Here is a 22,680-nt window from a genome sequence, read left to right on the forward strand (position 1 = left end):
ATTCTGTCAAAACTCAACTTCGTACCATTTCTGCCTGAAGTGCTGCTTTGTGTTCCAAGGACTTATCCAATTCCTCTTTTGCGACGCTTTCATCAACATTAGAAAATCTGATTATTAGTGAACAAGCACTTACGGCTGTTACAGCAATCCCCATAATAGACAATGCCTGACTATAACTTAAGCCTTCCATTTTAAATAAAAATCCAGCCATCACTGCACCTACATTTCCTCCTGCTCCTACAATTCCTGAGACCATTCCTATTGCCTTTTTGTTAATGAAAGGTACCACAGAAAAGGTTGCTCCTTCTGCCATTTGCACAAAAAGGCTGAATACTACCATGGATCCTATAGCCAACGGCAAAATTGTCATTTGAGAAAAAACTACTAAGGCTATTCCCTCTATTAATAGAACGATTCCCAAGAATGCTACACGTCCTCTTAATCCCCATTTTATGCCTGCCTTATCTCCAAAAAAGCCTCCCAAAGACCTTGCAAATAAATTCATCAAACCAAACAAACCAGCAATTAATCCTGCAGTTTTCAGGTTTAAATCAAAGAAATCATGGTAGTAAATTGCAGCAATATTGTTTATGGTAAGTTCAATACCGAAGCAGGCCCCATAAATTAAAAACAAGGCCCATACTCTTTTGTCTGACAGCGCTTCTTTCAATGCCCCTTTCTGGCTACTTTTATTCTTAATTTTAAAATCCGGATTACTCTTTTTAAGGTCTTTAATGTTTCCTTCAGGAAAATCCGTTGTCCATTTGTAATAGGCAAATGCTGTAAGTATCATTGCAAACCCAGGTACCATCATGGCATATCTCCAAGCGCTGCTTTCCAAAAAGCCTAAGGATACAAAAAAACCAAAGATTAATGGCATGACCATTTGTGTGACTCCACCACCCATATTTCCCCATCCTGCAGAGGTAGCATTGGCTGTGCCTACTACATTCGGTGCAAACATTACTGAGGTATGGTATTGAGTGATTACAAAAGAAGCTCCAATCACACCTATTGCCAATCGAAACAATAGAAAGCTTTCATAGCTGTTACTCAATCCAATAAGTATTACCGGTATGGATCCAATGAGCAAAAGGTAGGTATAGGTAATCCTAGGTCCTATTCGATCTACTAACCAACCGATAAATAACCTTCCTAATACTGTGATAGAGACTGAAGCAATAATGATGTTGCCTATTTGAGATTTAGATAAATTCAATTCGTCTCTCACGATGGCCATTAATGGAGCAATTCCAAACCAACCGAAAAAACATAGAAAGAATGCAAACCAAGAAAGATGGAAGGCACGCATCTGTGGAGACTTGAAATCAAATAGGTTGATAGAGGTCGCTTTGTTGATAAGTGGTTTCATAGCTTTTGTATTTAGAAGAAAATAAATTTGTTAGGCTTTTTCCCAGTGCTCGGATACGAGTGAAAACTTCAATCTCTAATAATGAGAATTTTGGAATCCTAATTGAGTTTAGAATAGCTGTTCGTTAATGACTTTCTTTTATTGTTAAGGTTCCGGATACACAATTTCAATTTGTGGTCTTTGAAAATTAATCCATGGAATAATTACGTAATTGTACGGTTGTGTTAATTGATTCTCAAGAATAGCTCTACTAATTGAAATTATTTTATTTTAAGTGTTTGAATAATAGTGATTTGAATAGGTTTTTTTGTTTTGTCTGTTTTAATTTATGCAACTCTACTTGCAATGATTTACTCAACATTTCCAGTGCTAATTGAATGCTAAGGTAATACATGTTTTTAAAAATAAGTAAAAATACGTAAAATATTTACGTATTTTTTTGTTTCTAAGTAACTAAGCTTAAAAATGATTCTATCATGCTTAAAATTACCAGTTCCTAAAGGAGGAACAATTAAGGGATCGATATCCGCTTTCAATATTCTACAATAAATCCGTAGGCTTAAAAAAGTGTGCCGGTGCATGATTATTGCATGAATGCTATCTCTACTCAATGAACAAGCAATGATAATAATTCAATGGTATTTTGAACAACCTTACATTCGGCTCTACGTTTCTTTTTATTGGTCTAAGTAGGTCAAAACATTAAAGATTGGCAAAGGTGGAGCCGCTTAGCCTTTGTTTACTTGTTATTGGGTGGTTTTTAGAGAGTTGTTTTAAAGTAATTTATTTTTAATCATTGCTTTTTGGCCTTTCTAGAACTTTCCATTAGAGTAGTTTATGGCAAGTTAAAGGGGGTAATTTTTAGCATTGACAGCGAATACTTTGGGGCTAAAACGGAGAATAGTTATGAAATTTGCAGGTAAAAGATTAATATTAGGTTTATTTGGGAGGATGATAAGAATGAGTTCAAATCCGATAAAAAAGGAATGGTATCTATTGTTTTTAATAGTTATTGTAGCAGCATGCAAAGCACCGAATGAGGCTGAAACGATTATCAATCAATCAATAAAGGCCCATGGAGGGGACTTGTACCAAAGTGCAGAAATTAGCTTTACCTTTAGAGAAAGGCAATACAAGATCTTTAAGTCACCTAATTCTTATAGTTATTCGCGTTCTTTTAACGATGAGGGTAAGAAAACTGTAGATGTTTTAAATAAGGAAGGTTTTAGTAGAGAAGTGAACGGCCAAAAGGTTGCTTTGCCTGAAGAGGAAAAGATTGCCTACACCAATTCTGTAAACTCTGTAGCTTATTTTGCATTTCTGCCCTATGGCCTAAATGATGCAGCTGTCATCAAAAAATCAATGGGGGCTGAAACCATAGAGGGTAAGGAATATAATGTAATAAAAGTTACCTTTGAAAAAGAGGGTGGTGGAGAAGATTTTGAAGATGAATTTTTGTATTGGATCAATAAAGAAACTCATTTGGTGGATTATTTGGCCTATTCTTACCACACTGATGGGGGAGGTCTCAGGTTTAGAAAAGCAATTAATACCCATGAAATTTCAGGTTTGATTTTACAAGATTATGAGAACTATAAACCCGAAGACGAGTCTCTATCCGTGGAAGACTTATCTGAATTGTTTAAAAATGGAGAACTTAAGCTATTGTCTGAAATTCTATTGGAAGATATTCAGGTTAAATTTGTCAATTGATTCATTTCAAGCTTTAAGGAATGCAAAATAAAAGAGCATTGGTTATTTCAGGAGGAGGAAGCAAAGGTGCCTTTGGAGGAGGAATTGCAGAATACCTGATAAGAGAATGTAATTTCAACTATGATATATTTGTCGGCACTTCCACCGGAAGTTTGCTGGTACCATTGCTCTCCATTGATGAGATCGAAAAAATCAGGGCGATTTATACCACAGTTACTCAAGATTCAATATTTAGTTCGAATCCGTTTATAGTTTACAAAGATAGAGGTGTTTACAAAACCCGCATCAATCACTTTGGGATAATAAAAATGTTTTTGAGGGGCAAGAAGACATTTGGTGAAAGCAAAAATCTTTTTAAGTTGATTAAAAAGATAATTACTCCTTCAGACTTTGAAAGGATGAAGAACAATACAGCTGAAGTATATGTCACAGTCTCTAACCTGAGTACAAATACTGTTGAGTATAAAAGGTTGAAAGATTGCTCATATATTGATTTCTGTCAATGGATTTGGGCTTCTTCCAATATTGTTCCCTTTATGAGTCTTTTGGAAAAGGATGGTAGTGAATATGCCGATGGAGGGTTTGCAGACTTGGTGCCAATTTCGGAAGCCATTTATAGGGGAGCCACCGAAGTCGATGTAATCGTTTTGAAAGCAAAAGCAGGGAGAGCCTTGAAAAGGCCTGTGCGAAATGCCTTGGAGCTTACCACTAGGGCCTTTGATTTTATGCTAGATCAGATCAGTAGCGATGATATAAAAATAGGCCAATTATTAAGTGGAAACCGTGAAGTAAAATTAAACTTTTATTACCCTCCGGCTCAACTGACAGAGAATTCTCTTATTTTTGACCCTTACCAAATGAAGAAATGGTGGCGTCAGGGGATGAATTTTGCCAGAGAGCAAAACCCTGTTTGCAAATGCATATCTGTGGGTTTTGAAAATAAACCAAACCTTAAAGCGCATGATACTGGTGAATAAAACTTTATTAATATTGGCAATTGGTTTTTTTCAACTTTTTGGGCCAATTTTTCTGAACCTAAGTTATTTGTAGTTGGAGATAGCATTTCTATGCAATATGGTCCATATTTGGAACAATACTTGGAGGGAGTTTATGCTTATGATAGAAAAAGAGAAGAGCCTTCAAATCCTGAAAGTACTGAAAAACCTAAATACGCCAATGGGGGTGATTCTGATAGGGTTTTGGCCTATCTGCAAAACAAACTTAAAGCTCCGGATTTTCGGCCTGATGTATTGTTAATCAACTGCGGTCTTCATGACATTAAGACTGATGCGCAATCCGGAAAAAAGCAGGTAGGTTTAGAAGCTTACAAACAAAACCTTGAACAAATTTATGATTTGGTGGCTAAAAAAGGAATAAAAATGGTTTGGGTGAGAACCACTCCGGTAGACGATACTATGCACAATTCCAAACAGCAAACGTTCTATAGGTATGCTGCCGATGTGGCAAAGTACAATGAGGTTGCCGATGAAATATTTAAATCTTGGAATGTTCCGATTATAGACCTACATCAATTTACTTTAAATCTTGGGGATAACCTTTTTAAAGATCATGTTCATTTTGGAGAGGAGACCAGAGCCAAGCAAGGAGCTTTTATTGCTGGGTTTTTGAGTAACCTATCTCTTGTAGACAATTAAGAATTTGATACAACTATCGGTTGGCTGATTCCAAAATTCAGATCATTGATTCTTCTTTTAAAGTTGGTCTATGATAGAGATTTTGTCTTATCAGAAGGTTTATAGGAAAATATAACTTTGACGAATGTCAAAACTGAATAATCAACAAACTATTAATATAAAAATTAATAATAATTATGGAAAATTATAAGTTGCCTCATGCAGATTTTGAAATTTCAAGATTGATTTTTGGATGTTGGGCAGTAGTAGGAGGTTTTAACTGGGGGCATCAAGACAAGAAAGACTCTTTGGATGCGATGCGTGAAGCATTTGACAATGGAATTTCTACATTTGATACAGCGGAAGCTTATGGAAATGGAGCATCTGAAAATCTTTTGGCTGAAGCACTGGGTGATAAAAGACAAGATATCATTATTGCTTCTAAGGTAGGTCCTCAGGACTTTCTTCCAGAAAACGTTATTAAAGCCTGTGAAAAAGGGTTGAAGAATCTTAAAACAGATTATATTGACCTTTACCAATTGCATTGGCCAAATCCTGAAATACCTCTGGTAGACACTCTTGGCGCCCTTCAAAAGCTAAAAGATGATGGGAAAATTAGGGCATATGGTGTGTCAAATTTCGGAAATCAAAGTTTGGATACTTGCAAAGACTCCGGCTTTACGATCAGTAGCAATCAAATGGCCTATAATTTAATTTTCAGGGCCATTGAGTTTAGCATCCTACCTCAATGCGTCAGTGATAATGTACCGATCTTATGTTACTCACCCATTATGCAAGGCTTACTTACCGGAAAATTTGCCTCTGCCGCTGAAGTTCCCGATGATAGGGCAAGAACAAGACACTTTACAAAAGATAGACCGCAAGCAAGGCATCAAGATGAAGGATGTGAAGCATTGACCTTTCAAACATTGAAGGAAATTAAAAAATTTGCCGATGAAAATGATGTCTCAATGGGAAACCTTAGCCTTGCATGGCTTTTGGCTCAAAAGGGTGTGGCTGCTCCCATTGTGGGCGGTAGAAATGCTGACCAGGTAAAGAAAAACTTAAAGACAATGGAGGTAAAACTGACGCCTGATATGATTAGTCATTTGAATGACATTACTCTTCCTCTTAAAGAAGAGTTGGGTAACAATGCTGACCTGTGGGAATCTGTCAGCAGGGTGGTATAATAGTTTATAGATAACACCTTTTAAGACTGGCCAATATTGATTTCTTTGAAATTAATATTGGCCATTATTTTTTAATTCATTCGTTTTTTTAATCCGGATGATACAATAGTTTTTCTCCACTCTGACAATAGTCAGGGGTGAAGCCTGTTCTGTGGTTAAGGTAAGTGTTACTATCGCAAAAGAAATATGCCTGATTGGAGATTTTAGCAAAATCCCTCTATAGTGAAATTGTAAACAGCAACGAAGTAGCTGATTTCGAATCGATTTCAGTACATAATAGATTGTCTTTTGAGAATTTCGGTTTAACCTCTCCTACTTAATTATGCCAAGAAAGCACATAGGGTAGCAACTGTTCTTACCTAATCGAGGCATTTTTAGATAAGTGGTATTTAATTAAAAAATGACTGGATAAGCATTTTTTTAAAAAATCAATGTCATTCAACTATCCTATTTTCGGTTCATAAAATTTCATTTGGATTTATTGGGTGATTATGATAATTTATAAGGTGGAAAAAGTAAGTTTAATGGTTTTTTTACAAAATTGACTGTCTTACTACATAGCGGAATAATTATTTGTAATAGAGTTTACCTAGCTGTTGAGCTGTTGAATTGAATTAACATTTGACTTTATGTTGAGAAAATTTATTGTGTTTTTTATGATTGTTAGCCAAACATTCCATAGCTATGGTCAGCTGACAAAAAATACTTTAAAGAAGCCTAATATTCTGTTCATTATGGTGGATGATCTACGGCCAGAGTTGGCGTGCTATGGGCAATCTCATATTAAATCTCCCAATATTGATAGGTTGGCAAGAATGGGGCAAGTATTTAAGAGAGCATATGTTAACTATCCTGTGTGTGGTCCCAGTAGGGCCATATTATTATCCGGTTTGTATGGTAGTCCTAATCGGTTTAATGGATGGAATTGTTCGCTAGATAAGGATGTCCCTGGAATTGTAAGCCTGCCCATGCATTTTAAAAATAACCATTACACTACAGTCTCTCTAGGAAAGGTTTTTAATAATTTTGATGATGGTAAAGGAAGTTGGGATGAAATCTGGAGACCTGCACTGACAACAACTGAATGGGATTACCAATCGGAAGAAAGCATTGAAATTTTCAAAAAGCGCAATGAAAATAGGCAGTTCAATTCAGAACCAAGAAATAATCAAAATCTACCCAAAAGAGGCCCTGCATTTGAAAACCCTAGGATTTCAGATGAGATCTATCAAGATGGAAAAATTGCTACTAAAGCAGTGGAAAAATTACAACAATTTAAAGCCAACGGAGATGCATTCTTTTTAGCAGTTGGATTTAAAAACCTCACTTACCATTTAATGCTCCCCAAAGATATTGGGAACTATATGATACAGCCGAGATTCAATTGCCTGATAATTTTTACCCACCTCAAGAGGCGCCAAAAGAATCGCTTCATGAATACAGTGAACTTCGGGCCTATTCCAATATTCCTGTAAATGGACCATTATCGGTAAACCTTTCAAAAAAGCTGATTCATGGCTACTATGCTAGTATAAGCTATGTAGATGCTCAAATTGGCAGGGTGTTGGATGCAATGGAAAATCTTGGCTTGGAAGAGGAGACTATAGTGGTGTTGTGGGGAGACCATGGCTGGCAGTTGGGGGAACATGGGCTGTGGTGCAAGCATTCCAATTTTAGCACCTCTTTACAAATACCCTTAATATTTAAAATTCCCGGTGAATCTGTTGGTGTGAAACATGAATCTCTGGTAGAAACGGTGGATATTTTCCCTACTTTATGTGAATTGGCAAGTATTAAAGCACCTTTTCATGTGCAAGGCAAAAGCTTCGCAAGTCTGCTTAACGGTGGAAACTTTGTAGGAAAAGTGGCTTTGTATAGCAGGTCCAATTTGGGAGGAGAAACAGTGATTACTAAAACCCATTCCTATACGGAATTTTATAATAAAGCAGGGCAAGTCAAAGCCAATATGTTATTTGATTTAACGATCGACCCAAACGAAAACCAAAATATTGTAGCGGATCAAGAAAAACAAGAAATCATTTCTGAAATGAGCAGAATGTTAAAACATCATAAAGCCACCAGAGACAATATTGCCCTACCTTAAACGATAAAAAAATGTACCTATTAAATATTATTGTGCAATGTAATAGAATGGCAGTATTCATAACTCTAATAGTGGTATTATTAGGATGTAAAGGCGAAAAGAATAATGTATCTGTTCTTAGCAAGTCTGCTCCCAATATTGTGTTTGTATTGGTTGATGACCTACGTTGGGATGAATTTGGCCTTGGAGGTCATAATTATATCCAAACGCCAAACATTGACAGGTTGGCCACAAATGCTGTTTTATTTAAGAATGCCTTCGCCACCACACCTTTATGCTCGCCAAGTAGGGCAAGTTTTTTAACAGGAAAATATGCCTTTTCCCACGGAATCATTGACAATACGGATAGAAGCACCTTAAGCCATCAATTGAAGACATTTCCGGCCAAATTACAGCAGAAGGGTTATGAAACCGCCTTTATAGGAAAATGGCATATGGGCAATGACAATACTCCCAGACCCGGATTTGATCAATGGGTGGCACTAAAAGGACAAGGAAAAGCAATTGACCCGGATTTTAATGTGAACGGATCAGAAACACATCGAGAAGGATATGTTACTGATATTTTAACAGCCTATGCACTTGAATTTATAAATGAAAAGCGCAATAAACCTTTTTTATTATACCTTTCCCATAAGGGCTTACATCCTAATCTTCATCAAGATGCCTCAGGCAAGGTCACCAATATTGGAGAAGGTGGTTTTGTCCCTGCCAAGCGGCATAAGGGTAAATACAAAGATGCTATTTTTAATCGACGACCAAATGCCTTCATTACTCCTCAAGATAAGCCTGCATTGATGCGGGAAATAGATGGTTTGCCGAAATTAGGCAAAGCCACAGCGACCAAGGAGGAAGTGATAAGAAGCCGAGCAGAAATGTTAATGGCCATTGATGAAGGCCTGGGTGAAATCCTTGATTTGCTCAAAAGACAAAAACTGGACAATAATACCATTGTGGTATTCACCGGAGATCATGGCTATTTTTATGGAGAGCATGGTTTAAATGAAGAAAGGCGATTGGCATATGAAGAATCCTTACGAATTCCGTTAATCTTCAGGTATCCTCCACTCACAGAAAAAGGATTCGAAGTAGATCAAATGGCTTTGAATATCGATTTGGCTCCCACATTACTTGATTTTGCAGGGGTTGAAAAGGATAGTTTGATGGATGGAAGGTCTTTGAAACCTTTAATTAATGGAGAAGAACCGGATAACTGGAGGATATCATTTTATATGGAATATTATTCGGATAAGGTTTGGCCAAGGATGGTCAATATGGGATATAAAGGCATTCGGTCCACTCAGTATAAATACATCCAATATACCGATCTTCAAAATATGGATGAATTGTATGATTTGAAAAAAGACCCTTATGAGTTGAATAATATCATCAATCAACCATCCTATCAAGAGATTTTAGAAGAAATGAGAAGTAACCTAAGAAAATATTAAAATGTTTAAATTGAAGCCATTAATTCAAGTCCTTTGGGCCATAATTTTAATATATCCGCTTTCCGGCCTTGGCCAATCGGAAATTTTAAAAATTGGGGCAGCATCGACAGTAATTACCCCTGAATTAAACAGCTGGGTCCAGGGAGCCGGAGTACCCAAAAAAGCCACTAAGGTTAGAGATGACTTAGAAGCCAATGGACTTTACATTTCCAAAGGAAGGTTTCAAATGCTATTGGTCAGTTGTGATTTGGTTGGTATGGAAGCGGGGTTGAATGTAAGGTTACGGGAAGCCATGGGCGTGGCTACGGGGATTATGCCCAGAGATATATTAATTTCATCTACCCATACCCATGGAGGTCCCTCTCTGGTGAAAACTAACTATTTGATGCCCTTGGATACAGCTTATATGGAAAGCTTGGTACCAAGGATGGTATCATTGGCCAAAGAAGCTGTTAAAAACGCAGTACCTGGAAAAATCGGTTGGGCTGAAGGTGAGGCGCAGATAGGTTACAATCGTCGCCTAACTTGGGCAGATGGTACTCATTCCATGCACGGGGATGCAAGCAGAACAGATTTTGCAGGTTTGGAAGGGCCTGATGATCCTCAGCATTTGGCCATGTTTGCTGCAGACCTTAAGGGAAATCTTTTGTCAATCCTTTACCATAATACCACCCATCCCACCATTTTTTATGCCGATGGGGTATTTTCTTCGGATTTCCCCGGGGAAGTGAGAAAGACCTTCAGAGAACAATTCAGTGATGACCTTCCCGTGCTGTTTCTTAATGGTGCGCAAGGGGATATAAGTATGGAAAATATGCTGGATAAAAAGGCTGAATCTGATGAAGAGAAAATGGCTAGAATTACTAAGCTGTTGGTAAAGGAGACCATGCGACTATATGAAAGCATAACTTATGAAACAAACCCTAAACTGGCACATGAGTATCATGATTTAAAAGTAAAAGTTAGGTTGCCTGACACCGGCACACTTGTAAAGTCCCAGGCAATTCTAAAGCGGATTGACGAAGGTGAACCTATTCGAGGAATGGAAATGATCATGGCTTTTGGATCGGTACATCTTCAAGAAACTTTTGGGGAAAATCCCTTTGATATTTTGCCTGTTCATGCCCTAAGGATTGGAGGGCTTGCCATGGTAACTCAACCTTGTGAGTTGTTTAGTCAATTTGGTCTTGACATTAAAAGAAGGAGCCCGGGTAAGAGTACAATTGTGGTGGGCATGACAGATGGATACAACGGTTATTGTCCTACCATCTATGGTTTACTTGGTGGGGGTATTCCGGCTCCCCCATAAGCTGGACTCGTTTGGAACCCGAAGCCGGATATAAAATTGTAGATACAGCAGCAATTTTACTAAATAAAGTATGGGCCAAATAAGGGTGTAATTATAAGGTATTTGTAATTTTATTTTGATGGAAATAGATTAAATTAGGTGATTATGAATATTTAGTGAAATAACCTTCAAAATGATCGAATCTAAAAAGTATATAGAGACTTTGGATCGATCCAAAGAGGATCGATATTGGGAGCTGATTATGGAAGGTGATAAGTCAGGATTGGAGGGTATGTTCAGTCTTTATGCTTATGAATTAATGGCTTATGGATTAAAGATAAATGCAGACAGAGAACTTGTAAAGGATTGTATTCAGGACCTATTTATTGACTTATGGAAATATCGAGAAAATAGCAGAAAGGTTGACCATGTCAAAAATTATATTTTTAAGGTGCTTTCAAATAAGATCAGAAAAGAAATTAAAGCCAGAGTGAAAAGAAGGGAGGTTGAGCAGCTGATGCATCCAGATGGATTAGAATCTCAGATGCCTGGTCCAGAAAGCAATATTGAATTCACTGAAGAAAAATCCAATTCCAAGTTACAATCAGCTTTAAAATTACTGCCCTTAAGGCAAAGACAAGTAGTTATTTATGTGTTTCTAGAAAATATTCCTCATAAGCAAATTGCTAAAATTATGGGAATTAATGTTCAGTCGGTATACACCTTAACCTGGAAAGCAATAAATAACCTTCGCAAATTAATGGTCTTTTTATTGTTTTTTTTGTTGGCTAAATAAATCTTCATTTATCCAGAAATGTACAATCAGTTTCCTGCTAAAATCAATTCATAATCAGTAACTTAATTGCAGTTTTCGATTTCATCACAGGGATGATGTAGTAAAACATCCAACAGCATGATTTACTTTTGACTGCACAACTCCCTAGGAAAACTCAGGCAATCCTATTGCCTTATCCTCCCTGAACTTCATTTTTTAAATTTTCAAATCAAGTAGAAAAAAATAAAATTTTTCCTCCGGAAGGATAGAATTGGGCAATTTCTGACACATGTCTATGAAAATGCACCATGATGAATAATTTAAATGAAAATGTAATAGACTTAATTTTGAATGAAGAGTTCAGAAAATGGGTCTTGGCTTCCAATTTAGCGTCTGATAGAATTTGGAGAAATTCACTCTCTAAAGACCAAATTTTAGCAAAGGATGTGGAAGAGGCAAAAAATATTATCCGCGATCTGTTATTAGATCAGGATCCGCTTCAGTCTGCAGAATTTGATGAGATGTGGAAATTCATTGATAGCCATACTTTTGAAACAACTTTGGGTTTTAAGGAAAAAAGAATAAGCCCAAATAAACCTTTACCTCAATCAGTTCAAGAGCAAAATAGTAAATCAACACCAATTTCACATGTTTTCACAAGCTATCTTAGAGTTGCCGTGATTTTGTTGTTATTGCTAGGTGTAGGGTATCTCTTATTAAATGATCTACAGCCCAATATGGATACTGAGGGGTCTACAACGGCGTCTGTCAAAACCTATCAAGCCCCTCCCGGCATAAAGTCAAGGATCACTCTACAAGATGGAACAAAAGTCATTCTTAATTCAGGTAGCATATTGACTTATAATGATAATGTAGATCAAAAAAGAAGAGAAATTTATTTAGAAGGAGAGGCATTTTTTGATGTGTACCCCAATCCTGAAAAACCTTTAACAGTTACTGCTGCTGAGGTTAGTACCACTGCCATTGGGACTTCTTTTAATATTAAAGCTTTTGAAAATGAAGATGTAAAAGTGGCCTTGGTCACAGGTAAGGTAGCTATTGGAATTCCCGGAATAGGAGTAGACAGCATAATGTTAAAGGAAAGGGAAGTTTTAAACATTCCTCATGAAAATGGTAGAGTTAGCAAAATAGCTTTTGATGAAGATGAAGTATTAGGATGGACTAGAAAGTTAATTGTTTTTGATAATACAGCTTTTTCTGAAGCGATTAGAGTTTTAGAAAACTGGTATGGTGTATCATTTGAGCTTTATAATATGCCCCAAGAAAACCTGAATATTTCCGGGAAATTTCAAGATGAAACCCTTAAAAATGTAATGGAAGGCTTGAAGCATACCCTTCAAATCGATTACAGTATAATTGGAGAGACGGTAACAATTGAATTCAAAAGTCAATGACAATAATAGGTGAGATAATAAAAGTGATTTGGTAAAAGGGGTTTCTCTCCAAGGCAAAGAAAAAACTCATTATCAAATTTGCTAATGTTTTTATCACCTGAATTATTCAATTAATAAATTAACAAAAACCCAAAATTGTATGAAAAATTATTTACAAAGGCATGATGTTCGCATGATTAAAGTATTTGCCTTTATCTTTCTTATCCTATGTATGTCTTCAGGGCTACTGCTGGCAAGAGAGGTAAAGAGGCAAGTGAAAAGTATTGAAGAAGTCAAAGTGCAAATACCCCTGGAAGGGGTTTCTGTAAAGGAGGCATTTTCTAAAATAGAGGAGGTTTCAGAATTTAACTTTGTCTACCTTAACAAAGAAATAAAAAATCTTCCGGAACTGTTTATTGCCCAGTCAAACCAAAGCATTTATAACTTGCTGGTAAAGATTTCCAATCAAACAGGTTTAGACTTTAAGCAGGTTAATCAAAATATTCATGTCCAAAAGTCAAAAAGAAGTAGTAATCAACAGAAAGTAGTTGTCTCTAATTTGTTTATAGAAATAACAGGTAGAGTGACAGACGATCAAGGATTGCCTTTGCCGGGTGTGACCATTATTATTGAAGGAACTAGTGTGGGTACTGTTACTGATTTTGATGGTAATTATACTTTGGATGCAGAAGAAGGAAATGTACTGGTTTATTCATTTGTTGGCTTTGAAAGTCAGCGTAAAACAATCGGAAATTCCAGTGTAATTGATGTACAAATGATCCAGGATGCCAGTTCGCTGGAAGAGGTTGTGGTGACTGCATTTGGTATAAAGAAAGAAAAGAAATCACTAAGTTATGCTGTTCAAGAACTAGAAGGGGACAAACTGTCAGCGGTAGGAAATACCAATTTGGTCAATAGTATTCAAGGTAAGATTGCAGGGGTAATAGTGAAACAAAGTTCCGGTGCACCTGGTAGTACTTCAAAAATTAATATTAGAGGAAGTCGATCTTTTGTAGGAAACAATGAGCCGTTATATGTAGTAGACGGAATGCCTATTTCAAGTGGTGGTCGTACCATAGATCTTAACCCGAATGATATCAAGTCCATGAATGTGCTGAAGGGTCCAACAGCAGCTGCCTTGTATGGGTTAAGGGCTTCAAATGGAGTTGTAGTTATAGAGACGAAGAAAGGAGAAGGGGTGCTCGGGGGCAAGCCTACAGTTACTTTGGAAAGTAATTACAATTTTGACCAATTATCAAGAGTACCAGACATTCAGACCACTTACGGACAGGGGGAAAGGGGTGTATTTCTTCCCTATTCCGCATTCTCTTGGGGACCAAGAATTGATGAAATGGGTGTTTATACCAATCAATTGGGAGAATTGGAAGAAGCTGCTGTGTATGACAATGTAGGAGATCTTTTAGGACAGGAGGGACCTCTAACACAAACCTATCCATTTCCAATGCGCTGGATAAAGGGAATTATGCAATCAATGTAGGCATGGCCAACCAAGATGGTATTTTGAAAAATACAGGCATGCAAAGAATGAATATTAAAGTCGCAGGTGGTTATAATTTGACTGATAAATTAAAAGTTAATACTTCCATTAATTATTCTAATAACCTGATTGAAGGTACGGAATTACCTTGGTGGGGCACTTTTGCCATACCCTCTTCCTACAACTTAAAAGGAAAGCCTACTCATGTACCGGGAGATCCATTCCAACAGATAAATTTTAGGGGGCAACATGATAATTTTTATTGGGCCATGGAAAATAATTATTCTGAGAATAGAACCTCAAGGACTTTTGGTAATCTTAGTTTTGATTATACGCCATTCGATTGGTTGTCAGTTAACTACAGGATAGGATTGGATGAGTATACTACTCAAAATAAAAACGTAATAGAGAAAGGCTCTGGTAGTGGGAGAACTGATCCACCAAGTGGGGGAAGTATTAGTAACAGTATGGTGAATCAGAGACAAATCAATTCCAATTTGAACCTCAATATCAGCAAGAGTTTTGGGAGCGATTTTAATATGGACTTTATGCTTGGGAATGAGGTTTATGATATTAGAGGAAATTCGATTTCAAGTAATGGATCAGATTTGGTAATTGGTGGTTTTCACCATATTTCTAATACAGCTGTTCAAACAACCAATGAGTACTTGTCTAGAAGTAGGGTGGTTGGTTTTTATGGAAATCTTTCAGTTTCATGGCTAAATTCAATATTTCTAAATGCTACCGGTAGAAATGATATTGTTTCAAATATGCCTAGAGGAAACCGCTCATTTTTCTATCCTTCTATAGGTACAGGGGTAGTATTTACGGAGTTTTTATCATTACCTGAAAATATCCTGACATTCGGAAAATTTAGGGCTAGTGTAGCAGAAGTTGGTCAAGCAGGTCCAATATTTTCAACTTCCACACTATTTGTACCGGGAGCAGCCGTAGGTGGTTTTACTTTTCCTTACCAAGGTATGAATGCATTTACATTAAGTAATGCTTTAAATAGCTCAGATTTAAAACCTGAAAACACAAGAACTTTTGAAATAGGAGTTGATTTACGGTTTTTTAATGATAGGGTAGGATTGGATTATACCTATTATGATTCCAAGTCTGACGGCCAAATTTATAGGGTACCAATTGCTATATCTACAGGCTATACCAGTGAGTTGAGGAATGCCGGTGAAATGAGTGTAAAAGGTCACGAAATCATGCTTAATTTGACGCCTATTTCCACACAAAATTTCTCTTGGAACCTTACTACTAATTTTACGACTTATACCAACAGGGTGGTAAGTTTGGCAGAAGGGATTGACCAACTAGAATTAGGTGGATTCAGGGTGCAATCTGTGGCTGTAGAAGGAGAAGAATATCCCTCCCTCAGAGGCTTTGGCTATGCAAGAGATCCTGCCAGTGGAGAGATTGTTGTTGACAGTAGACCAACACTTTCCAACGGAAATATCAACACACGCTATGGAATGCCTTTAAGGACCACCAGTCAGGTGATTTTAGGCAGTGCCCAACCTGATTTTGACATGAGTTTCCTTAATAGCTTTAATTTTAAAAACTTCTCTATTTCGGCTCAAATTGATTGGAGAAAAGGGGGCAAAGTTTCCTCCGGTTACAATAGGTTAGGAAAACTTTATGGAATCCTTAGTGAAACTGAAAATAGGGAAGCAGATCAAATCTTTCCCGGAAAAATGGGGTACTATGACCAAGGTAATCTTGTAGTAGAAGGGGATAATAACATTACCATTCAGAAAGGATTTGATTTTTACAGGGTGAATGATGATCCGATAAGTGAAGCCAATGTCTATGATGCCACTTTTGTGCGACTCAGAGAATTACGATTGGATTATAGATTTCCCACTGGTTGGTTGCAAAATACATTTATTCGTAAGGCCTCAGTTTTCTTCGTTGGTAGGAATTTACTGTTGAGCGCAGCCATGCCTCATTTCGACCCAGAAATGTTCAATACCAATGAGGCTGAATCTTACAATTCCTATCCACAAACCAAGAGTTTTGGCGGTGGTATAAGAGTAGATTTTTAAACCCAAAATAAGAAATAATTATGAAATATATTAATCTATTATTCATTGCATTATTATCAGGACTGTTGATTTCCTGCAGTGAAGACATCTTGGATGAGATCAATAAGAATCCCAATGCCTCAACAGATGTTCCCATAAGCCTTTTATTGCCCCAGGTAACAGTCAGCACCGTTCACGGTGTGGCAGGAGATGGTGGGGGAGAGTATGCCTGTTTTTTGTGGAGCATACGACCAATGTACACCTCAATCCAAGAATGCCTTTTAATGTTAATGATAATGTTTGGGGCAGTACTTATTATACCTTAAAAGACCTTAATACCATTATAGAGAAAGGCTCAGTAGGAGGGAATGAAGAAGGTCAGTTTCATGCTGTAGGTATCGCCAAAGTTCTGTACGCTTATACTTTGAGTGTTGGAACAGATTTTTTTGGGGAAATGCCCCATTCTGAAGCAAATAAAGGAAGCGAAAATCGTTCACCTACATTTGATAATCAGGAGACCATATATGCTTTTTTGCAAAACTTACTGGATGAAGCCATAGTTGACTTGGATAAGGAATCCATAGGAGACATTTCTAGGTTTGACCTAATTTATGAAGGGGATACAGAAATGTGGAAAAAAGCTGCCTATGGGCTAAAAGCACGTTTTTACAATAGATTGAGCAATATTCAGCCGGAAGCTTCAGCTCAAAATGTTTTAGATGCGCTGGCAGGTACTTTTGAATCAGAAGATGAAGGGATGATTTTTGATGGCTACCTTTCTGGAAATACCAATGATAATCCATGGGCCGGATGGCAGAAATCAGAACAAACCTACGCGATCAGCCAAACCTTTCTTGATTTAGTCAATGGTTTTAATGATTCGGGATATACAGACCCTAGAGCAAACAGATGGTTCACACGAATTAATGGAGAATTTGTTGGCGCACCAACAGGCCAAGCCCAGTCGGATCAAACTCACTCCGTTTATTCAGCACCATCAACAGAAACAGTATTATATGACGAGTCTCCACAGCCCCTAATTACTTATGATGAGATGAAATTTTTGGAGGCGGAGGCAAAGTTGAGGTTAGGATTGAATGAAGAAGCTTATGTCGCTTACCAAGAAGCTGTTGAATCAGCTTGTAGAAGGTCCGGAATTTCTGAAGATGAAATTGAAGAATATTTAAGCCAAGGCTCTGTTTTTCCCGGTGCAAATAATTTGAGCCTAAACCATATAATTGGCCAGAAAAATATTTCTTTTTGGATGTTTCAATCCATAGAAGCGTACAATGATTTCAGGAGAACCGGGATTCCTCAAATGAATGACCCTCAAGGTACACCACTTAGGTTGCCTTATCCACCTTCTGAGGTCAATAGAAACCCCAATACGCCATCTGAAATAAATGATCAAACTATCTATGAAATTCCTGTTTGGTGGGCCAAACAATGACCTACTAATCAAGCTAAACTTTTATAAAATATTATTATCTAATAGAAAAGAATACATGAAAAAAACTAAAATTGTCCTCTTGATTTTTATCTCCATATTATTTGTCCGATGTTCGGTGCAAAGGCAAGACCAGTCAAAAGATAAAAAGTCCAAAGAAGAAAATGCCAAATTACATCCTGACCTACAAAGGCATGAAGGTGTATTGGTTAATAAAAAGGTGAACGGCTACAATGGGATTTGGTACATGAATCAGCCCCTAGATAACGAATATAAATTTAAATATAGTGGCGGATTGGCTACTTATACCGCCAAACACAACCCTATTGCGATTTATAGAAAAGAAGTAAATAAAACTTTCTTTTGTTATGGAGGAACAGATGCTGAGAATTCTACTTTGCACCATATGGTTTCTTACTATGATCATGAAACCGGGGAAATACCCAAACCAACGTTAGTCTTGGATAAGAATACCATAGATGCGCATGATAATCCCATAATTTCTATAGATAAGGATGGATATATTTATTTGTTCTCTACCTCTCATGGTACGTCTAGGCCTTCCTATGTTCACAGAAGCCGGAAACCGTATGATATAAAATCATTTGAAGTGGTAGAGGCTAATAAATTGGACAATGGCAAAAAAGTACCTTTGGATAACTTTTCCTATATGCAGACTTGGAATGTGCCGGATAAGGGTTTTGTAAGCTTTTTTACTAGGTACAATTATCCAGCAGATAGAACGATTTGCTTTATGACAAGTCCAGATGGAAAGAACTGGTCTGAATGGAAACGCATTGCAGCGATTAAAAAAGGACATTATCAAATCAGTGCTGTCGGAAATAATGTCGTAGGCTCAGCTTTTAATTTTCATCCGGATACCAAAGAAAAGAATGGATTAAACTGGCGAACCAACCTTTATTATGTTGAATCCCCTGATTTTGGTGAAACCTGGAGAGCAGCCGATGGGACTAGCTTGTCTTTACCTTTGACTTCCATTGAAAATGCAGGATTGGTCTACGATTATTACGATGAAGACCTAAATGTCTATATGAAGGATATTACCTATGACAATGAAAATAGGCCTGTAATTCTTTTCATTACTTCCAAAGGTTTTGAAGCCGGTCCTCAAAATGGTCCTAGAACATGGAGAACTGCCCGATGGAATGGAACGGATTGGGAAATCAATGACATTACAACTTCTGATAATAATTATGATATGGGTTCGCTTTATATTGACGAAAAAGGTAGCTGGCGTTTAATCGCACCTACCGAAGTAGGGCCACAGCCCTATAACCCGGGAGGAGAAATTGCACTTTGGCAAAGCAATGATCAAGGTAAATCGTGGGAGATGGTAAAGCAAATGACCAATGTTAGCCCTTATAATCATACTTATGCAAGGAGACCGGTCAACGCTCATCCTGATTTTTATGCCATTTGGGCAGATGGGCACGGTAGACAATCCTCTGAGTCTCGTTTATATATCAGTGATCGAGATGGAAATGTATCCATGTTACCGCAAACAATGAAAAGTAAAAAGGTGAAACTGAAATGATAATTAAGCCTTTTTAAGAGCTTTCTATGATGACTCAATGGAGTAAAGAATGCTTAGAAAAATATGGGTTTTAATTATAGATTTATTTCAAATTTTAAGGGAAACAGCCCTTCTAAAACAATATTTCGAGTTAAAATAAAATCGCCAATCATTTCCTTGTTTCAATATAAAGGATAATGATTGGCGATTACTATTTTTATACTGTGCTAACCATGCTATTTTAATCCTTGCAAATAGGCGGTAAGGTTTGAAATATCGGTTTCATTCAAGGCCAAATCAGTAGGCTTGGGCATAATACTGGTTGCAAATCTCTTTCTCGCAGCAATATCCTCTGCTGGAATATTGTATACTTCATTTTGTAGTCCTTCCAAAACAACAATTGGCCCATCTGCTTGGAGGAATCCATAAGCAACTGTCCCATCTTTTAGGCTGATCAGCCACATTTCATAACCAAAGGCAACCCCTGCACTAGGATTGCTTATGGCATCAAACAAGCCATTCTGATCAAGCTTCGCTCCAATCATGCTTAAATTCGGGCCAATGTTACGGCCTTCTTCACCCACCTGATGACAGGTTGCACATTTGCCTAGGAAAACTTGCTTTCCTTTGGTTACATCTCCTTCAATGGCACTGATATCCTCTAGCGTTATAGCATTTGATGTGCCTGGCTTACTGAAATAATCTCCCGCCAATACGCGTATGGCTTGTTCAGGGTTTTGGAAAATAACCTTACTAATTTCGGTTTTCAATTCTTCTGAAAGCGCTTCTTTTTCTGCCAAACCAATCAACATCATGCCACCGGTTTTATCTTTCGCCATGGCTTGGGCTGCTTTTATTTTGTCAGATTCAGCGCTATTATTTTTTGTTAGGATGGATTTATTCGCCAACATCTCCTTTTGGATATCCGGGCTTAGGTTGGCTTTTAATTCAGGAATCTCCATCTCAAATCCATTCCATTCATTGTTTCTTCTATACCTTAACCACCATAATGCCTGATCTTTCACGTCCGCTATATCTGAAGCTGCAATTTCTTGCATGGCGTTTACAGCACTTTGGTCATTGATAAAGCCAAGGGCTGTAACCGCTTTTTTCGTTGAGCTTCAGTTAATTGTTCGGATATAGCTCTTTCTTTCAGGCCATTGACTGCCTGCCTGGGGTGCAGCCGCCATGTGAGGTCTTCAAATCCTGGGTTCCAGTCAAGTGCTTCTGCGCCTATTTCTTCCTGAAGCGTAGGATAGATCTCTTCTTCTTTACTATCCATAGCTAAACCTAGTGCCTCGACATAAAACCTGTCATCACCATCATGACGGGAGGCCAGTTCAATTAATATATCTTGGACTTGGTTTAAAGGCATATCCCTCATGGCCACTGCCACTTCCCTTCGCACGGCTGCTGAGGGATCTTTACTTAATTTATTTGCAAAAGGTAGAATATCAGAATTAACCTGTCTCAAAGCCCTGAAAGCCGTTAATCTTATATTAGGGTTACTAGCCTCTAACTGCTCCTCAACAATTTGAACCCCTTCCTCGCCCATTTTAGAAAGTAGCCAAATGGCCCTTGCTTGGTGGTAAGGGTTTTTATCCTTAAGCACTTCTTTTACTGCAGGTACAGCCTGAGCACCTTGAGCAGCAAGTAAACCAAAACCCGCATTCCGAATATTGATGGCGGGATTCTTTAAAGCCGCTATCTGTCCTTGAGTAGTAGATAAGTCAATCTCCGGACGGCTTAATTTTTTACCTTTGGGAGTAATTCGATAAATTCTACCATAACCGGTACTATCGATCATCCGATGTCCACCTACCATGCCATCGTACCAATCGGCCACATAGATGGCACCATCAGTTCCTACGACTACATCACTAGGCCTAAACCATTTGGTTTTGTCTTCATCGGTCGCTCGGCTTTTTGCATCTTCTACTTCTTCTTCGGGCAAGCTAGTAATTAAGTTGTGCCTATTTAATTCAAAACCAGCTCCTTTAGCTTCAGGTTTGTAAGCCAAAATTACGTTTCTTCCAGCTTCACTTGCCAGTAAGGTGCCTCGGTATTTCTCTCCCATCAAATCACTCTCATAAAAGGTGATTCCTGTAGGTGAACCTGAGCCGGTATTGTCTCCAAATGGAATTACACCGGGGTCATCTTGATGCCAATGTGCCATGGGTATGGATTGGCCCGGTCGTCTGTCAGCCTGCCACTTTCTCGAGCCATCTGTATTGAAATAGCCCATATTGCCGCCCTCCATTAACCAGGATACACGCACACCTTTGTTGCCATCATCATCATTGTCATTTTGCCACATATTGCCATAGCTATCAAGGGCCAATTCATAAGAATTTCTGAAATTATGACCCAATACTTTCAAGCCTGTACCATCAGGGTTGATGCTCATGGCAATACCCCCAACCCAGACTTTACCATCGTCACTGACCATTCCCGGCTCATTGTCAATCATATGAGGAGATCCACCATTGTATAAACTTCCTGAACGGAGTGTCCATCCGCTTTTATCAGTGACTATATGGGGTCCTGCATTTCCTGCATTAAAATAATATTTCCCATCGGGACCTGCCATCATGGCGTGTAAGCCATGGTCATGATCATACCCTCCAAAACCTGTTAAGAATATCTCTTTATTGTCCGGTTTATCATCACCGTCTTCGTCAGTATAGATGATTACGGAAGGCCCACTAGAAACAATGACTTTGTTGCCTATTACGGATATGCCCAAAGGAGCAGTTAAATCTTTGTCCTGTACAAAAACTTTTGAGCTTTCAGCTTTTCCATCTCCGTCTTTATCCTCAAGAATCATCACCCTGTCTCCTTCTTCCTGGTGCTTGAATTTATTGGGATCATTGCGAAACAAACGATAATTAAGTGCTTCCGTAACCCAAATTCTTCCTTTGGCGTCAACATCCATATTGGTTGGGTTGAAAAATAGGGGTGATTCAGCCCATAAACTTGCCTCCAAATCATCCGGTAAATAAAGTTGAGTGTCTTCTGAGTAATATTTTTCATTGAGTGAAAAAGGTTCTTCTTGGACTTCTTCTTTACAACTTGTATTCAGGAGAGAAAGGCAAATGAAAATTCCACCCAAAGACCTTTTACTAAAAATTTTGGGAGTTAGATTAATTAAGGTTATATGCATGTTAATTGATATTAAAGGTTATTGGCTTGTACTTGAGCGTAATCTATTGATTAAATGTCAATTTGCAGAAGAGGCTAAAAG

Annotated in this window: 18 protein-coding genes; 15 read left to right on the forward strand and 3 right to left on the reverse strand. The window is 37.8% G+C overall.

Features of this window, described 5'->3' with window-relative positions:
* Positions 1-13 precede the first annotated feature (13 nt).
* On the reverse strand, positions 14-1,372 hold the full coding sequence (locus WG932_RS01615; protein WP_483086696.1) for a NarK family nitrate/nitrite MFS transporter: 1,359 nt from the start codon (positions 1,370-1,372) through the stop codon (positions 14-16).
* A 975-nt stretch (positions 1,373-2,347) separates the two neighbouring features.
* Between WG932_RS01615 and WG932_RS01620 the strand changes: the two genes are divergently transcribed.
* From WG932_RS01620 to WG932_RS01690, 15 genes are all read left to right on the forward strand, one after another.
* Positions 2,348-3,085, forward strand: coding sequence for a DUF6503 family protein (locus WG932_RS01620; protein ID WP_407918685.1), 738 nt, complete (start codon positions 2,348-2,350; stop codon positions 3,083-3,085).
* 20 nt (positions 3,086-3,105) lie between these two features.
* Positions 3,106-4,062, forward strand: a complete 957-nt coding sequence (locus WG932_RS01625; RefSeq protein WP_014021749.1) for a patatin-like phospholipase family protein — start codon at positions 3,106-3,108, stop codon at positions 4,060-4,062.
* Between the two features lie 12 nt (positions 4,063-4,074).
* Complete coding sequence (locus tag WG932_RS01630; RefSeq protein ID WP_483088547.1) at positions 4,075-4,740, forward strand: SGNH/GDSL hydrolase family protein; 666 nt, start codon at positions 4,075-4,077, stop codon at positions 4,738-4,740.
* A 176-nt stretch (positions 4,741-4,916) separates the two neighbouring features.
* Positions 4,917-5,909: an aldo/keto reductase gene (locus WG932_RS01635; protein WP_014021751.1), complete on the forward strand. Its 993-nt coding sequence runs from the start codon at positions 4,917-4,919 to the stop codon at positions 5,907-5,909.
* Positions 5,910-6,538: 629 nt separating this feature from the next.
* Positions 6,539-7,384 (forward strand): sulfatase-like hydrolase/transferase, encoded by an 846-nt coding sequence (locus tag WG932_RS01640; RefSeq protein WP_483086697.1) that lies wholly within the window; start codon positions 6,539-6,541, stop codon positions 7,382-7,384.
* The gene (locus WG932_RS01645; protein WP_483088548.1) at positions 7,288-8,013 is read left to right on the forward strand and encodes a sulfatase/phosphatase domain-containing protein; all 726 of its coding nucleotides are present in this window, start codon (positions 7,288-7,290) and stop codon (positions 8,011-8,013) included. Before WG932_RS01640 ends, WG932_RS01645 begins: the two co-directional genes overlap by 97 nt.
* A 47-nt stretch (positions 8,014-8,060) precedes the next feature.
* Positions 8,061-9,464: a sulfatase family protein gene (locus tag WG932_RS01650; RefSeq protein WP_483086698.1), complete on the forward strand. Its 1,404-nt coding sequence runs from the start codon at positions 8,061-8,063 to the stop codon at positions 9,462-9,464.
* Between the two features lie 10 nt (positions 9,465-9,474).
* Positions 9,475-10,773 (forward strand): hypothetical protein, encoded by a 1,299-nt coding sequence (locus WG932_RS01655; RefSeq protein ID WP_483086699.1) that lies wholly within the window; start codon positions 9,475-9,477, stop codon positions 10,771-10,773.
* A gap of 172 nt (positions 10,774-10,945) precedes the next feature.
* Positions 10,946-11,548: an RNA polymerase sigma factor gene (locus WG932_RS01660; protein WP_149392448.1), complete on the forward strand. Its 603-nt coding sequence runs from the start codon at positions 10,946-10,948 to the stop codon at positions 11,546-11,548.
* Positions 11,549-11,835: 287 nt separating this feature from the next.
* Complete coding sequence (locus tag WG932_RS01665) at positions 11,836-12,942, forward strand: FecR family protein (protein ID WP_483086700.1); 1,107 nt, start codon at positions 11,836-11,838, stop codon at positions 12,940-12,942.
* 139 nt (positions 12,943-13,081) lie between these two features.
* Positions 13,082-14,419 carry a carboxypeptidase-like regulatory domain-containing protein gene (locus tag WG932_RS01670; protein ID WP_483086701.1) on the forward strand — a complete coding sequence of 446 codons (1,338 nt, stop codon included), beginning with the start codon at positions 13,082-13,084 and terminating at the stop codon, positions 14,417-14,419.
* 2 nt (positions 14,420-14,421) lie between these two features.
* The gene (locus tag WG932_RS01675) at positions 14,422-16,476 is read left to right on the forward strand and encodes a SusC/RagA family TonB-linked outer membrane protein (RefSeq protein WP_483086702.1); all 2,055 of its coding nucleotides are present in this window, start codon (positions 14,422-14,424) and stop codon (positions 16,474-16,476) included.
* A gap of 20 nt (positions 16,477-16,496) precedes the next feature.
* Positions 16,497-16,781 carry a hypothetical protein gene (locus WG932_RS01680; protein ID WP_483086703.1) on the forward strand — a complete coding sequence of 95 codons (285 nt, stop codon included), beginning with the start codon at positions 16,497-16,499 and terminating at the stop codon, positions 16,779-16,781.
* A complete protein-coding gene (locus WG932_RS01685; RefSeq protein WP_483086704.1) occupies positions 16,730-17,905 on the forward strand; it encodes a SusD/RagB family nutrient-binding outer membrane lipoprotein in 1,176 nt (391 codons plus the stop codon). The genes WG932_RS01680 and WG932_RS01685 overlap by 52 nt, the downstream gene beginning before the upstream one ends.
* Before the next feature lie 55 nt (positions 17,906-17,960).
* On the forward strand, positions 17,961-19,457 hold the full coding sequence (locus WG932_RS01690; protein WP_483086705.1) for a BNR-4 repeat-containing protein: 1,497 nt from the start codon (positions 17,961-17,963) through the stop codon (positions 19,455-19,457).
* A gap of 215 nt (positions 19,458-19,672) precedes the next feature.
* On the opposite strand, the gene WG932_RS01695 is transcribed toward WG932_RS01690, so the two are convergent.
* A complete protein-coding gene (locus WG932_RS01695) occupies positions 19,673-20,494 on the reverse strand; it encodes a c-type cytochrome (protein ID WP_483086706.1) in 822 nt (273 codons plus the stop codon).
* 5 nt (positions 20,495-20,499) lie between these two features.
* On the reverse strand, positions 20,500-22,599 hold the full coding sequence (locus WG932_RS01700) for a PVC-type heme-binding CxxCH protein (RefSeq protein ID WP_483086707.1): 2,100 nt from the start codon (positions 22,597-22,599) through the stop codon (positions 20,500-20,502).
* Between the last annotated feature and the right edge of the window lie 81 nt (positions 22,600-22,680).

It is taken from the genome of Cyclobacterium sp. SOCE241 (genome assembly GCF_056867545.1).